Here is a 13746-nt window from a genome sequence, read left to right as displayed (position 1 = left end):
AATGTGATGCCGTGACTGCTTACACTTTACGTGTTTGTCATCGCTTACTTTTTGGCGTGATATGATGGATAATGCCGGGATACAAGAGACCCGACTCTTTTAATCTTTCAAGGAGCAAAGAATGCTGATTCTGACTCGTCGAGTTGGTGAGACCCTCATGATTGGGGATGAGGTCACCGTGACAGTTTTAGGGGTAAAGGGTAACCAGGTACGTATTGGTGTTAACGCTCCTAAAGAAGTATCTGTCCACCGTGAAGAGATCTACCAGCGTATCCAGGCTGAAAAATCCCAGCAGTCCAGTTACTGATATTGTCGCGTCTCGCTGTCGGGCGAGACGCAACCCTCCCGCTATTTTTCCTGCATAAAGTTACCGTTCTATTTCAAACGCTTCGTTTTTGACCACTCTCATAATCTTATCTCATCCAAATGACGCGCTTCTCTCAACACAATTCTGTGAAGATGCCTGCAAAATCCGCTTATAAAACACTCTCTTTGCGGCTTTTACATGCGAATTGCGTGCGAATTGTGCAAACGAAAAAAGCATGTGGAAAATTGTTTGACTTATAAGTCCCAGAAAGTAATATATGCGCCACGCAGCGACGAGAAGCTCTTAACGAGTTACTCGAAGCACTCGAAAGAGGCGTTGTGTGGTGAGGTGGCCGAGAGGCTGAAGGCGCTCCCCTGCTAAGGGAGTATGCGGTCAAAAGCTGCATCCGGGGTTCGAATCCCCGCCTCACCGCCATTTTGCATCCGTAGCTCAGCTGGATAGAGTACTCGGCTACGAACCGAGCGGTCGGAGGTTCGAATCCTCCCGGATGCACCATCTATTACTTCATATTGCTTTCGAAGTGATATGAATATCGAGCAGTACAGTAGTAAATCCCGATGCATCCGTAGCTCAGCTGGATAGAGTACTCGGCTACGAACCGAGCGGTCGGAGGTTCGAATCCTCCCGGATGCACCATTTTTTACTTCATATTGCTTTTGAAGTGATATGAGTATCGAGAAGTACAGCAGTAAATCCCGATGCATCCGTAGCTCAGCTGGATAGAGTACTCGGCTACGAACCGAGCGGTCGGAGGTTCGAATCCTCCCGGATGCACCATTTTTTAATTCATATTGCTTTTGAAGTGATATGAGTATCGAGAAGTACAGCAGTAAATCCCGATGCATCCGTAGCTCAGCTGGATAGAGTACTCGGCTACGAACCGAGCGGTCGGAGGTTCGAATCCTCCCGGATGCACCATCTCTTCTTGTGATCCCCTTCGATGTTTAGTTCTTAATCACTCTCATTGTTATCACTTCGCAATCAGCGACAAAAATCCCCTTTTACGATAAAGTAATGCTTTGTTAATCGTTTAGCGAGAGCACGATGTACGCACAGTATGACGGTTTGATCTTCGACATGGACGGCACCCTCCTGGATACCGAACCCACGCATCGTCAGGCCTGGACCGAAGTCCTGGGCCGTTACGGTATGCGCTTCGATTTACAGGCGATGATTGCCCTCAACGGATCGCCCACCTGGCGTATCGCACAGGCCGTGATTGAGCTGAATCAGGCCGATCTCGACCCGCACCAGCTCGCGCGTGAAAAAACCGACGCGGTAAAAGCCATACTGTTAGACACCGTGCAGCCTTTACCACTCATTGACGTCGTCAAGGAGTGGCACGGCCGTCGTCCTATGTCTGTCGGTACGGGCAGTGAGAGCGCGATTGCTGAAGCGCTACTCAAACACCTTGGCCTGCGCCACTATTTTTCTGCCGTCGTTGCCGCCGATCATGTTAAACATCACAAACCCGCACCGGATACCTTCCTGCGCTGTGCAGAATTAATGGGTGTACCACCTGCAAAATGCGTGGTGTTTGAAGATGCTGATTTTGGCATTCAGGCCGCGCGTGATGCCGGAATGGCGGCGGTGGATGTTCGCTTACTGTGAGTGACGCGCTGTCACTCGCTTCATTATTCGCCAGCAGTTTTTTAAGCTCCACCCTCTTACCGGGGAATTCGGAAGTGGTGCTGGTGGCGATGCTGTTGTCCGGCGTGAGTCAGCCCTGGTTGCTGGTCTTAATAGCAACAATGGGTAATAGCCTTGGAGGGCTGACTAACGTTATTCTTGGACGTTTCTTTCCGCTACGCGAAAAATCTCGCTGGCAGGAAAAGGCAGTGGGCTGGCTAAAACGCTATGGCGCTGCCACGCTGTTATTAAGCTGGATGCCTGTAATAGGCGATTTACTGTGTCTGCTGGCGGGATGGATGCGCATCTCCTGGGGACCGGTGCTCTTTTTTTTGTGCCTTGGCAAGGCGTTACGCTATGTTTTACTGGCATGGGTAACACTACAGGGTATGACGTGGTGGCACTAATTGGTGGAATGAATTCGCGACCTTCAATCGTCAACCATTACAATTATGCTGAGTGACAATTTTTTGACAGGCGGGAGGTCAAATTGATCCCGGACGTATCACAGGCGCTGGCCTGGCTGGAAAATCACCCTCAGGCACTGAAGGGGATTCAGCGTGGGCTTGAGCGCGAAACGCTGCGCGTAAATGCGGATGGTAGCTTAGCGACTACGGGACACCCGAAGGCGTTAGGCTCGGCGCTGACACATAAATGGATCACAACCGATTTCGCCGAAGCGCTGCTGGAGTTCATTACGCCAGTAGACGGTGATATTGATCATATGCTGACGATCATGCGCGACGTGCATCGCTTCACCGCCCGCAACCTCGGCGACGAGCGTATGTGGCCGCTCAGCATGCCGTGCTATATCGAGCAGGGGCAGGATATCGAGCTGGCTCAGTACGGCACCTCGAATATTGGACGGCTGAAAACGCTGTATCGCGAAGGACTGAAAAACCGCTACGGCGCACTGATGCAGACGATCTCTGGCGTGCACTACAATTTCTCTCTGCCGATGGCGTTCTGGCAGGCGAAGTGCGGTGAAACGGATAAAGAAGCGATCTCCGCGGGCTACTTCCGCCTGATCCGCAACTACTACCGTTTTGGCTGGGTTATTCCGTATCTGTTCGGCGCGTCCCCGGCCATTTGTTCATCGTTCCTGCAAGGGAAACCGACCACGCTGCCGTTCGAGAAGACCGAGTGTGGCATGTACTATCTGCCGTACGCGACCTCGCTGCGCCTGAGCGACCTTGGCTATACCAATAAGTCGCAAAGCAATCTCGGAATTACGTTTAACGATCTGCACGAATATGTGGCAGGCCTGAAGCGGGCGATAAAAACCCCGTCGGAAGAGTACGAAAAAATCGGCCTCGAAAAAGACGGCAAGCGCCTGCAAATTAACACCAACGTATTGCAGATTGAAAATGAACTGTATGCGCCGATTCGTCCGAAGCGCGTGACGCGCAGCGGTGAAACGCCGTCTGATGCGCTACAGCGCGGCGGGATCGAATACATTGAAGTGCGCTCGCTGGATATCAACCCGTTCTCACCGATTGGCGTTGACGAGCAGCAGGTTCGCTTCCTTGACCTGTTTATGGTCTGGTGCGTACTGGCGGATGCGCCGGAAATGAGTTCCGACGAACTGCTGTGTACTCGTGCCAACTGGAATCGCGTGATTCTGGAAGGGCGCAAGCCGGGTCTGACGTTAGGTATTGGCTGTGAAACGGCCCAGTTCCCACTGTCTAAGGTAGGGAAGGATCTGTTCCATGACCTGAAGCGCGTAGCCCAGACGCTGGATAGCGTGTACGGCGGCGAAGCTTACCAGAAGGTCTGCGACGAACTGGTTGAAAGCTTCGATAACCCGGAACTGACATTCTCAGCACGTATTCTGCGTTCTATGATTGAACAGGGAATTGGTGGCACAGGGCGTTCACTCTCAGCGGAGTACCGTGAGATGCTGATGCAGGAGCCGTTAGAGATCCTGAGCGAAGCGGATTTTGTGGCAGAGCGCGATGCGTCCGTTGTGCGTCAGAAAGAGGTCGAAGCGGCGGATACGGAGTCGTTTGAGGCGTTTCTGGCGAAGCAGGCCTGAACCAAAAGAAAAAGGCCACATCGCTGTGGCCAAAATATACATCTCTGAATTCAGGGATGATGATAACAAATGCGCGTCTTTCATATACTCAGACGCGCATTCTGTAGAAGAGTTCAGTTTATTTTAAAAAAAATCACTATCGGAGGTGACGTATGCCGTTATTAGATAGCTTTACTGTCGACCATACCCGTATGGAAGCACCAGCAGTCCGCGTGGCGAAGACCATGAACACGCCGCACGGCGACACGATCACCGTTTTCGACCTGCGCTTCTGCGTGCCGAATAAAGAAGTGATGCCAGAGAAAGGCATTCACACGCTGGAACACCTTTTCGCCGGATTCATGCGCGACCACCTGAACGGCAACGGCGTGGAGATCATCGATATCTCTCCGATGGGCTGCCGCACCGGTTTCTACATGAGCCTGATTGGTCAGCCTGAAGAGAAACGCGTCGCGGATGCGTGGAAAGCGGCCATGGAAGACGTGCTGAAGGTGAAAGAGCAGAACCAGATCCCAGAGCTGAACGTTTACCAGTGCGGCACTTACCAGATGCACTCTCTGGAAGAAGCTCAGGAGATTGCCCGCCATATCATCGAACGTGATGTTCGTGTAAACAGCAACGACGAGCTGGCCCTGCCAAAAGAAAAACTTCAGGAACTGCACATTTAGTATTGTGCCTGTGGATGCCCGGTGGCGCTTCGCTGACCGGGCCTACAATACTGATGACGACAACCACGGCCAGCTCCGCGCTGGCGACGCCGGTATCGCGATCGTTTTGCGGATGCACGCTGATACAGACGTCGCTGCGGCAGCTGAAGTGGTGGCAGAAATATTCGATCTGGTCGAGATAGACGTTCGGCGTGCTCACTTCGACGTAAGTCTGTCGAGAGCCAGCGCGTGGCGCGGGTGTGTTCAGCATGGTACGCTCCTGTTGTCTTTTCACTCTCGTGAATCAATTTCAGGCGCGCTGCTTTATCGGAACTGACAATCGCTGTCGCGTTTTGGACACGGTGCGGTGTTTTGCCGGATGGCGCTACGCTTACCGGGCCTACGTTCGTAGGCCCGGTAAGCGTAGCGCCACCGGGCAACCCGTGCACAGGGCTAGTGCGCTCCACCGCCCCCGCTACCGGCACCAAACGGTGGTTTGGCAAACCACACCAGCCCCAGCAGGACGATGAAGATCCCCGCCGATATCCAGAAAATCTCGTTTGCCGAGATAATCAGCCCCTGGTTGGTGATCTGCTGGGCAAGCCAGCCGGACGCCTGCTGCTCCGTCATCCCCATCCCCTCAAGCTGGCTATACATCTGCTGAGCGTTAGGGTTGAACGGGTTCACCGCTTCGGTCAACTGGGCGTGGTGCATCGCTTCCCGGTTGGTCCACAGCGTGGTGGTGATCGATGTCCCGATGGAGCCCGCCAGCGTACGGGTGAAGTTCGACAGGCTCGATGCCGCCGCCATCCGCTCAGGCGGCAAGCCGGAAAGCGTAATGGTGGTCAGTGGCATAAAGAAGCACGCCACAGCAAAGCCCTGAATAAACTGCGGCCACGCGGAGGCGCCAAAGTCCATTCCCGGTTCAAACGTATACGCGCGCCAGTAGAAGCACACGGCGTACATGATGAAGCTGAACGTCACCAGCCTGCGCATGTCGAGCTTATGGGCGAAACGGCCAATAATCGGCGACAGCAGAACCGGAATTAACCCCACCGGCGCGGAGGCCAGCCCCGCCCAGGTTGCGGTATAGCCGTACACCTCCTGCAACAGCTGCGGCAGCAGAACAATCGCGCCGAAGTAGAGCATATAGGCGAGGCTGATACAGAGGCAGCCGATGGTGAAGTTTCGCGATTTAAACAGCGAGAGGTCGACTATCGGATTTTCGTCCGTCAGCTCCCAGACAATCAGGAAGCTGATGGCAACCACGGCGACCACCGTCAGCACGATGATTTCCGTAGAGGCGAACCAGTCCAGCTCTTTGCCGCGGTCGAGCATGATTTGCAGGCTGCCGATGCCGACAACCAGCAGTGCCAGCCCGATGCCGTCGATCCGCCGCTGTTCGGTCCGCGTTTCGCGACCACGCAGAGACTGTAGCGTCATCAGCACCACCAGCGCACCGATGGGTACGTTGATGAAGAAGATCCAGCCCCAGTGATAGTTATCGCTGATATAGCCGCCGAGGATTGGCCCGCAAATTGGGGCGACAATCACCGTCATCGACCACAGCGCGAGCGCGATGGAGCGCTTGGCGGGCGGATAGTTGTTCAGCAGTAAACTCTGCGACAGCGGAATCAACGGCCCGGCGACAATCCCCTGGATGACGCGGAAGAAAATCAGCATCGTCAGGCTGCTGGACATGCCGCAGGCCCAGGAGGCCAGCACGAACAGGATCGTCGACCAGAGGAACAGCTTCACTTCACCGACGCGCTTCGCCAGCCAGCCGGTGATGGGAATAGAGATGGCGTTCGCCACCCCGAATGAGGTAATGACCCAGGTCCCCTGGCTCAGCGATGAGCCAAGGTTCCCGGCGATCGTAGGGATCGCCACGTTTGCGATGGTGGAGTCCAGCACCTGCATGAATGTCGCCAGCGACAGCGCAATGGTCATAATGACCAGCTGCGCCCCCTCAAGCGGTTTTTGCGGCTTTTGCTGTTGCATAACGCTCACCTTCGGCTTAACCGGCGTTTGCCTTCACGATGTCATCGATCAGCTTATTGACCGGATCGAGGCTAATTTCACGGGCGTTACTTTCATAAGCTGGCGTGCTGCGCACCTGGCTTGCGAGGATCTGACCGTCGCGGTTGGCGGTATCGACCGTCACCAGCGTGGAAAGGCCAATTCGCAGCGGATGGTCTGCCAGCTGCTTAGGATCCAGCTCGATACGCACAGGCAAGCGCTGTACCACTTTGATCCAGTTGCCGGTGGCGTTCTGTGCAGGCAGCAGGCTGAACGCGCTGCCGGTCCCCATGTCCAGACCGACCACTTTACCGGTGTACTTCACGTCATCACCGTAGATATCGCTGACCACGGTTGCGGTCTGGCCGATACGCATATGCGCCAGCTGGGTCTCTTTGAAGTTCGCGTCCACCCACAGGTTGTTCGCCGGAACGACCGCCATCAGCGGCGTGGTGGTGCTAATTTGCGCACCCGGCTGCACGGAACGACGGGAAACGTAACCGGTCATCGGGCTGACGATTTTGGTACGTTGCAGGGCAAGCCATGCGTTACGCACTTCGGTCGCCGCCTGTTTCACCGCTGGCTGGTTTTCCAGAGAGGTGCCCAGCACCATCGCCTGGTTGGCGTTGTACTGTTGGATCGCCACGTCCAGCTGCGCCTGTGCGCTCGCCACCGCATCGCGGGCGTGCTGCAACTCTTCACGGCCAATCAGGTTGGCGGTGCCGAGAGGAACACGACGCTTGAGGTCGCTCTGCGCCTGGGCCAGGGCCGTTTTCTGCACGTCGATATTGGCCTGAAGCTGTTTGCTGTTGATCATCAGCTGGCGGGTCTGGCGAACGCTGGAGGCCAGCGCCGTCTGTGCTTTTTCAAACGCCTGTTGGGCGTCGGTCGGGTCGAGCGTGACCAGCACATCCCCTTTTTTCACAAAGTCGGTGTTGTCAGCCCAGACTTTCGTCACGCTGCCTGACACCTGCGCCATGATTTGAACCTGATTCCCTGCCACGTATGCATCGTCTGTCTCTTCAACATGACGCAAGACTAAAAACCAATAGATCCCATATGCCACGGCAATAATAATAAAGAGCAAGGTCAGCAGAATAAGGGCGCTCTTACGTTTGCCCTTCTTGTTGACCGGTTGCTGCGGGGGGGTGTTCTCCGCATTTGCGCTCATTGTTGTTCTCCACGATCTTTTTATTTTCACATCGGCTGAGCCGACCTGTTGTCAGAAAGGCCAGCAGTTTCACGTGCTGGCCTGTCAGTTTTTCTTTTGCAATCTGGAATGTTGAGCGGATCGTCGCGTTAGCGCAGCGCCTCAAGAATGACGCCATCTTCATCCATCTGGTCCAGACGGGTGAGCAGCTTGCGAGTAATGTGCTCAAGCTGGTCGCGCTCGGCGGTGCTGAGGGCAGACCAAAGCTGGTGCAGGCAGTTATGCTGCGGTGGCAACACTTCGCGCAGGAATTCGTGACCTTTCTCGGTCAGTTGCAGATGCAGGCAGCGGCGATCGTTATCGCTCTCACGGCGCTCGATCCAGCCGCGCTTCTCCAGCTCATCAGCAATACGGGTTGCATTGGTACGGGATGAACCCAGCGCGCAGCTCAGTTCAGACGGCTGAATGCTGTGGTTTTCCTGAGACTCAAGCGTAATCAACGCCATAAACAACGTCTCGTTAATCCCTTGCGCTTTCAGCATCTTGTTACGATTTTCCAGCAGCTTACCCTGCATGTGCATGCACAGGCGGGTCAGCAGGATCTCCTGATACGGGAAGTCCTCATGACGACTGGCGCGGAACTTAAGCATTTGTTCAATGGGCGTAAACGAACTATCCATTTTGGGCATAACCTCATTAATTACAGCCGATATAGTAACGATAGTGACAAATAATGTAAATGAATTATTTGTGCGGTTATATCCGCCAAACGTATGTCACCATCAGAAAGCGCCGGGTAAATCCGTGACCCGGTGAGCACAGAAAGTGTGGGGTGTGTACCCGCGAAAGAGGGGATGTGAGGACTGGGGTCTGAACTATTCATGCCGGTAGTAAATATGTCACCCACAGTAAAATTTCTGGGATAAATGATTACCGTTACCTTAACAGATGCAGGCCCCCTTTACACCCCAGGGGGCCCAAAGCAATGTAAAACTTAGTGAATTGCTTCCTGGCGGTGATAGCCGCGCCACCATACCAGCAGATTTATCGCCGCCACGATGGCGCCGATTGCGCACACGCCCGTCCAGCCCGCATGCTGCCAGGCGGAGGCTGAGATTAGCGAGCCCGCCGCGCCGCCGATAAAGTAGCTGGTCATGTACCCGGCCGTCAGACGGTTACGGGCGTCTGGTTTCACGCGGTAAATCACGGTCTGGTTGGTGATATGTACGCCCTGCACGGTGAGGTCGAGTACCAGAATACCGACAATTAGCGCCAGCACTGAGACGTGTCCGTACCAGATAGCCGCCCATGAGAGCAGGAGTAAAACCAGCCCTGCGGAGGTGGTCATATGAGATTTACCTTTGTCGGCCAGGCCACCCGCCGGGCGCGCGCCCAGTGCGCCAGCCGCGCCTGCCAGCCCGAACAGGCCAATCACGCCTTCTGAGTAGTTAAACGGCGGCGCGGCGAGCAGAAACGCCATCGACGTCCATAAGATGCTGAAGTTGGCGAAGGTGAGACACCCCAGAACGGCGCGTGTGCGCAGGAGTTTATCCCGGGTGAAGAGGCTGAAAACGGAGGCGAGGAGCTGCGGATAGTTCAGGTGATTCTCCTGCTTCACCTTTGGCAGGCCGCGCCACAGGGCCAGCGCCATGATAACCATCAGTACGCTTGCCACCCAGTAAACGGTGCGCCAGCCGCCGAGGCTCGCCAGCAGCCCGGCAACGGTTCGCGCCAGCAGGATGCCCAGCAGCAGGCCGCTCATAATAGTGCCAACCACTTTGCCGCGTTTTTCCGGGGAAGCCAACGTCGCCGCGAGGGGAACCAGAATTTGTGCCACCACCGAGAACAGCCCCGTCAGCGCGGTACCGATAATCATCATCGTTAACGACTGGCTGCTGGCGGTGATCAACATCCCGCCTGCGGCCAGCAGCGTCATGGAGACGATAAGCATCCGGCGCTCAAACATATCGCCTAATGGCACCAGGAACAGCAGCCCGGCCGCATAGCCGAGCTGCGCAGCGGTGACGATAAAGCCGGCGGAGCTGGCTGAAAGATCGAAAGCACGCGCGATAGTATCAAGCAGAGGTTGCGCGTAATAGTTGCTGGCGACGGCCAGTCCCGTTGCCACAGACATTAAAAGGATGAGTGCGGGGCTAAGCCCTTGAGTTGTTTTTGTCATTTGTTTCAGGAATCGTAAGTTAAGTGATTATTTTTCCGGAAACATAATAACCAATGATTGTGAATGTTGGGGGATTGTTACGTGGTGGATTGTGCGGTTTAGGTTGGGTGCGGTTTGATCCCCTCACCCTATCCCCAAAGGGGAGAGGGGATTTTATACACCCTCTCCCCTTTGGGGAGAGGGCAGGGTGAGGGGTAGTATTTTTACTTCTGCGCCTCAAGCGCCTCTTTCACCCAGCCATCGAACTGCTGCTGGTGGGCTTTGATCCAGCCATCCACGTGGCCTTTGATATCAGCTTCGGATGATTTACCCGCGTGCATCATCGCGTTCTGGGCGTTAATGTCTGCCAGCGGCAGTTTCATTACCGAGAACAGCTTCGCCGCCGCCGGGTTTTTCTCGGCCCAGGCTTTGTTTGCCACGATATGCATGGTATTCACCGGGAAGCCATAGTTCATGCCGTTTGGCAGTTTGGTGTCGATATCTTTCTGCTCGCCCGGCAGGGAGGAGAAGGGCACCTGCAACCACACCACGTCTTTGCCCGGCTTCAGCACGTCGCTCACCCAGTACGGCGTCCAGGTGTAGTAGATCACCGGCTTGCCTTCTTTAAAGCGGGCGATGGTATCGGCCATCATCGCAGAGTAATTGCCGTGGCTCACGTCGACGGTCTTCGCCAGATCGAAGGCTTTGTTCTGGTGGTTAATCACCGCTTCACAGCCCCAGCCCGGCGAGCAGCCCATCATGTCGGCTTTGCCGTCACCGTTGGTATCAAAGAGTTTGGCGATCTTGGGATCTTTCAGCTGTTCAATATTGGTGATGTGATACTTATCGGCGGTTTTCTTGTCGATCAAATATCCCTGCGCAGCGCCGGTCACAAAGGTGCCTTCGCGGTAGAATTTCTTGTCACCGCCTGCGGCGGCATACATATCGTCGTGCAGCGGCTGCCAGTTCACAGCGGTAAAGGTGGCATCGCCGGAGGCAATAGAGGTATAGCCCACGTTGTAATCCACTTCACTGGCGGTATTCACCGTATAGCCCAGTTTCTCCAGCGCACGGCTGACAATCTGGGTCTGGAAGGACTCTTCCGAAATGGTGCTCTGCACCGGCTGCACAGTAATGCCTTTGCCCGGCAGGTCAGCGGCAACTGCGCTGGTGGAGACAAGGGTCGCAAACGCTGTGGCAAAAAGTACGTTATGTCGCATCGTTGTTCCTTATTTTGTGAATGGGCGGGTGAGTAACCCGACAGGGCCGGTGGTATACCAGCGACGGTTGCCGCGACTGCGTGAATCACGACCGACAGCCTGGGTCAGGCGGTCAAGAATGATGGCGAGGATCACAATCCCGACGCCGCCGACGGTCGCCAGCCCCATATCGAGACGGCCAATGCCGCGCAGTACCATCTGACCTAACCCGCCAACGGCAATCATTGAGGCGATCACCACCATCGACAGCGCCAGCATCAGCGTCTGGTTAACACCTGCCATAATGGTCGGCATCGCCAGCGGAAGCTGAACCTTAAACAGCATCTGACGCGGGCTGGCGCCAAACGAGCGTGATGCCTCTATCAGATCCGCAGGCACCTGGTTAATGCCCAGAATGGTCAGGCGAATAATCGGCGGCAGGGCGAAGATAATGGTCACGACCACCCCCGGTACGTTACCGATGCCGAACAGCATCACGATAGGCACCAGGTAAACGAACGCTGGCGTGGTCTGCATTGCATCCAGCAGCGGGCGGATAATTTTTGCGGCCCGCGGGCTGCGCGCCAGCCAGATCCCCATCGGCAGGCCGATCGCCACGCAGAACAGCAGGGCGGTCAGCACCAGCGCCAGGGTGATCATCGCCTGAGACCACGCGCCAATCGCGCCGATGGCAACCAGGGAGATCAGCGTGGCGATCCCCATACCCACGCTGCCGAACTGCCATGCGATCAGCGAGAACAGGATAATCGCCACCGGCGCGGGCATGCCCAGCATCAGCTGCTGGAAGCCGTTCAGGATGTAATCCACCGGGATACGGATCCCCTGGAACACCGGACGGAAGTGGGTAACGACCCAGTCGATCCCCTCCGTTACCCAGCTATCCAGCGGGATCAGCGTCTTGTGGAACGGATCCATAATATTGAAATGCTCTGGGGCAGGCGCCGGTGCGCTGTTGAGCCAGTCTGCCGCGCCGCCGCCATCGGCAGGCGCAGGCGTCGACCCCCACGCATCGGCAGATTGCGCCGCGCTGTCCGCTGCTTCAGTGGTGCCCCATGGGTTTGATTGATCAGCCATTGTTTGTCCCCTCGCGATCTAAAGCCTGTAGCAGCATCCGTTTTGAGATGATGCCAACGTACTGTTGTTCTTCACCGACAACCGGCACGGCGCACGGCGCCTGACCCACGTGAGAGAGCAACTCGCTGAGCGGCGTTTCGGCGTCCACGGCAAGCGGAGCGTCAATCAACGCCGCATCGATTCCCTGGTTTTCGCTCAGGGCGGTTTTCAGGGAGTCGATGGAGACAACGCCGACAAATTTATTGCCGCGTTCAACCAGATAACCGTATTCACGGTCTTCGTCCTGCAACAGCTTCAGCGCGGAGCGCGGACCAAAACCTGGCGTTTTTCGAATAATGCCGTTTGGTGTTCGACGGGCAATATCTTTCGCACTGAATACGTGGCTAATATCCACGCCGCGGAAGAAGGTGCGCACATAATCATTCGCCGGATTATTGAGAATTTCATCCGGTGTGCCGACCTGCACCACTTCACCATTTTGCATAATGGCGATACGGTCGCCAATACGCATGGCTTCATCCAGATCGTGAGAAATAAAAACAATGGTGCGCTGATGTTTGGCCTGTAATTTTACCAGCTCATCCTGCATCTCGGTGCGAATTAAGGGATCGAGCGCCGAGAAGGCTTCGTCCATTAATAAAATATCCGGATTAATCGCTAATGCGCGCGCTAATCCCACGCGCTGACGCATACCGCCGGAGAGCTCATCCGGATACGCATGAGCATAATTTTCCAGCCCGACCTGACGCAGTGCATCAAGGGCTTTTTCCTGACGTTCCTGAGCGGGCGTGCCGGCTAACTCCATGCCAAAGGCGGTATTATCGAGTACCGTCATGTGCGGCATCAGTGCAAATGACTGAAACACCATCGCAATTTTCTTTCTGCGCACCTCGCGGAGTTCCGCGTCTGATATTCTGGCGATATCAACGCCGTCAATCAGCACCTGTCCGCGGGTGGGTTCAATCAGGCGATTGAGAAGGCGAACCATAGTGGATTTACCCGAACCGGATAATCCCATGATGACAAAAATCTCGCCTTCTTCAATGGCCAGACTGGCGTCTTTAACGCCAAGCGACAGCCCGGTTTTTTCCAGAATTTGCTCTTTCGAAAGGCCTTTCTCAATATATTTGAAAGCACGCTGCGGGTGCTCGCCAAATACTTTATAAAGATTTTTCACTTCTAATTTAATTGCCATGCAATAGAGAGTGTCCTGTTATTTGTTTATGTCGATATGATTACCATGGTAAATAGTTAACTGGCATTACCCTAACATACTCAGAATCTGAGACAACCCTGGACCTGCCTGAGGTCGGAATTTTACCGCAAGCGAAACGGCTGAATTTCCCATGAATAAAGGGCTGAGGGTGCTATGAATTTTTCTCAATTTTTTGCTACTGCATGGGAGAATTTCGCCTGAATCGGTGTGATTCAGGCGAATATGAAGGAGAAATTACAGTGTAGTACGTAGTGGAATATTCGGCTGAAA

Annotated in this window: 12 protein-coding genes, 5 tRNA genes and 1 pseudogene; 10 read left to right on the top strand and 8 right to left on the bottom strand. The window is 55.0% G+C overall.

Annotated features, from left to right (window positions below; genetic code table 11):
• Positions 1-121 precede the first annotated feature (121 nt).
• From csrA to luxS, 10 genes are all read left to right on the top strand, one after another.
• Positions 122-307: a carbon storage regulator CsrA gene (gene csrA, locus ACQG2Q_RS18165; protein ID WP_000906486.1), complete on the top strand. Its 186-nt coding sequence runs from the start codon at positions 122-124 to the stop codon at positions 305-307.
• Between the two features lie 342 nt (positions 308-649).
• Positions 650-742 (top strand) — tRNA-Ser (locus ACQG2Q_RS18160).
• A gap of 4 nt (positions 743-746) precedes the next feature.
• Positions 747-823 (top strand) — tRNA-Arg (locus ACQG2Q_RS18155).
• Between the two features lie 64 nt (positions 824-887).
• Positions 888-964: transfer RNA gene (locus tag ACQG2Q_RS18150), tRNA-Arg, on the top strand.
• A 64-nt stretch (positions 965-1028) separates the two neighbouring features.
• A tRNA-Arg gene (locus ACQG2Q_RS18145) sits at positions 1029-1105 on the top strand.
• A gap of 64 nt (positions 1106-1169) precedes the next feature.
• A tRNA-Arg gene (locus ACQG2Q_RS18140) sits at positions 1170-1246 on the top strand.
• A gap of 126 nt (positions 1247-1372) precedes the next feature.
• On the top strand, positions 1373-1939 hold the full coding sequence (yqaB, locus tag ACQG2Q_RS18135; protein ID WP_022649138.1) for a fructose-1-phosphate/6-phosphogluconate phosphatase: 567 nt from the start codon (positions 1373-1375) through the stop codon (positions 1937-1939).
• The gene (locus ACQG2Q_RS18130) at positions 1936-2364 is read left to right on the top strand and encodes a YqaA family protein (RefSeq protein ID WP_017692791.1); all 429 of its coding nucleotides are present in this window, start codon (positions 1936-1938) and stop codon (positions 2362-2364) included. The genes yqaB and ACQG2Q_RS18130 overlap by 4 nt, the downstream gene beginning before the upstream one ends.
• 83 nt (positions 2365-2447) lie before the next feature.
• On the top strand, positions 2448-3992 hold the full coding sequence (gshA, locus tag ACQG2Q_RS18125) for a glutamate--cysteine ligase (RefSeq protein ID WP_022649137.1): 1545 nt from the start codon (positions 2448-2450) through the stop codon (positions 3990-3992).
• Between the two features lie 152 nt (positions 3993-4144).
• Entirely contained in the window at positions 4145-4660 is a 516-nt protein-coding gene (gene luxS, locus ACQG2Q_RS18120) for an S-ribosylhomocysteine lyase (protein ID WP_003862180.1), read from the top strand.
• Between the two features lie 61 nt (positions 4661-4721).
• Here luxS and ACQG2Q_RS18115 read toward each other — a convergent pair.
• From ACQG2Q_RS18115 to proV, 8 genes and pseudogenes are all read right to left on the bottom strand, one after another.
• A pseudogene (locus tag ACQG2Q_RS18115) lies at positions 4722-4865 on the bottom strand (hypothetical protein); the annotation flags it as partial.
• Between the two features lie 227 nt (positions 4866-5092).
• Positions 5093-6640, bottom strand: a complete 1548-nt coding sequence (gene emrB, locus ACQG2Q_RS18110) for a multidrug efflux MFS transporter permease subunit EmrB (RefSeq protein ID WP_022649134.1) — start codon at positions 6638-6640, stop codon at positions 5093-5095.
• A 16-nt stretch (positions 6641-6656) separates the two neighbouring features.
• Positions 6657-7829, bottom strand: a complete 1173-nt coding sequence (emrA, locus tag ACQG2Q_RS18105; protein WP_022649133.1) for a multidrug efflux MFS transporter periplasmic adaptor subunit EmrA — start codon at positions 7827-7829, stop codon at positions 6657-6659.
• Between the two features lie 128 nt (positions 7830-7957).
• Positions 7958-8488, bottom strand: coding sequence for a multidrug efflux transporter EmrAB transcriptional repressor EmrR (emrR, locus tag ACQG2Q_RS18100; protein ID WP_017694792.1), 531 nt, complete (start codon positions 8486-8488; stop codon positions 7958-7960).
• A 314-nt stretch (positions 8489-8802) separates the two neighbouring features.
• Positions 8803-9987, bottom strand: a complete 1185-nt coding sequence (locus tag ACQG2Q_RS18095; RefSeq protein ID WP_017692795.1) for an MFS transporter — start codon at positions 9985-9987, stop codon at positions 8803-8805.
• 203 nt (positions 9988-10190) lie between these two features.
• Positions 10191-11186: a glycine betaine/L-proline ABC transporter substrate-binding protein ProX gene (gene proX / locus ACQG2Q_RS18090; RefSeq protein ID WP_017382774.1), complete on the bottom strand. Its 996-nt coding sequence runs from the start codon at positions 11184-11186 to the stop codon at positions 10191-10193.
• A gap of 9 nt (positions 11187-11195) precedes the next feature.
• Positions 11196-12260: a glycine betaine/L-proline ABC transporter permease ProW gene (gene proW, locus ACQG2Q_RS18085; protein WP_063150981.1), complete on the bottom strand. Its 1065-nt coding sequence runs from the start codon at positions 12258-12260 to the stop codon at positions 11196-11198.
• Complete coding sequence (gene proV, locus ACQG2Q_RS18080) at positions 12253-13455, bottom strand: glycine betaine/L-proline ABC transporter ATP-binding protein ProV (RefSeq protein WP_022649131.1); 1203 nt, start codon at positions 13453-13455, stop codon at positions 12253-12255. Before proV ends, proW begins: the two co-directional genes overlap by 8 nt.
• Positions 13456-13746 lie beyond the last annotated feature (291 nt).

The sequence above is a fragment of the Enterobacter cloacae complex sp. 370H10 genome (genome assembly GCF_050031535.1).
GTDB lineage: Bacteria > Pseudomonadota > Gammaproteobacteria > Enterobacterales > Enterobacteriaceae > Enterobacter > Enterobacter intestinihominis.
Note: the sequence above shows the minus strand (reverse complement) of the source record. Positions and strands in the feature narration are given on the sequence as shown.

Bases quoted from the DNA above. Each gene is read 5' to 3' on its own strand.
- yqaB (WP_022649138.1), top strand. From the start codon at position 1,373: ATGTACGCACAGTATGACGGTTTGATCTTCGACATGGACGGCACCCTC.
- csrA (WP_000906486.1), top strand. From the start codon at position 122: ATGCTGATTCTGACTCGTCGAGTTGGTGAGACCCTCATGATTGGGGAT.
- proV (WP_022649131.1), bottom strand. From the start codon at position 13,455: ATGGCAATTAAATTAGAAGTGAAAAATCTTTATAAAGTATTTGGCGAG.
- emrB (WP_022649134.1), bottom strand. From the start codon at position 6,640: ATGCAACAGCAAAAGCCGCAAAAACCGCTTGAGGGGGCGCAGCTGGTC.
- luxS (WP_003862180.1), top strand. From the start codon at position 4,145: ATGCCGTTATTAGATAGCTTTACTGTCGACCATACCCGTATGGAAGCA.
- proW (WP_063150981.1), bottom strand. From the start codon at position 12,260: ATGGCTGATCAATCAAACCCATGGGGCACCACTGAAGCAGCGGACAGC.
- emrR (WP_017694792.1), bottom strand. From the start codon at position 8,488: ATGGATAGTTCGTTTACGCCCATTGAACAAATGCTTAAGTTCCGCGCC.
- ACQG2Q_RS18095 (WP_017692795.1), bottom strand. From the start codon at position 9,987: ATGACAAAAACAACTCAAGGGCTTAGCCCCGCACTCATCCTTTTAATG.
- emrA (WP_022649133.1), bottom strand. From the start codon at position 7,829: ATGAGCGCAAATGCGGAGAACACCCCCCCGCAGCAACCGGTCAACAAG.
- proX (WP_017382774.1), bottom strand. From the start codon at position 11,186: ATGCGACATAACGTACTTTTTGCCACAGCGTTTGCGACCCTTGTCTCC.